This window comes from Kluyvera chengduensis (genome assembly GCF_044197065.1).
Lineage (GTDB): Bacteria > Pseudomonadota > Gammaproteobacteria > Enterobacterales > Enterobacteriaceae > Kluyvera > Kluyvera ascorbata_C.
This window is the reverse complement of the sequence record NZ_JBIQOI010000034.1, coordinates 1-347: the sequence shown is the minus strand read 5'-3', so window position 1 is coordinate 347 and position 347 is coordinate 1. Positions and strand designations below refer to the sequence as shown.

Annotated in this window: 1 protein-coding gene; it reads right to left on the bottom strand. The window is 52.2% G+C overall.

What is annotated here, in order from left to right:
- A partial coding sequence (locus tag ACH1XZ_RS23240; protein WP_395597311.1) for a GTP-binding protein occupies positions 1–347 on the bottom strand: 347 nt, incomplete at both ends.

Genomic DNA, 347 nt, shown 5'->3' with positions numbered 1-347 from the left:
GAGATGGAGAATACGTCTTCGATTGGCAGCAGGAACGGCTTATCGATAGCACGTTCTGGTTCTGGGATGTAAGAATCCAGGAAGCCAGCCAGTTCAATGATTTTCGCTTCCCACTCTGCATCGCCTTCCAGCGCTTTCAGAGCAGAACCACGGATGATTGGGGTGTCGTCGCCTGGGAAGTCGTACTGGGACAGAAGTTCACGAACTTCCATTTCAACCAGTTCCAGCAGCTCTTCGTCATCAACCATGTCACATTTGTTCAGGAACACGATGATGTAAGGAACGCCTACCTGACGACCCAGCAGGATGTGCTCACGAGTCTGTGGCATAGGGCCATCAGTCGCAGC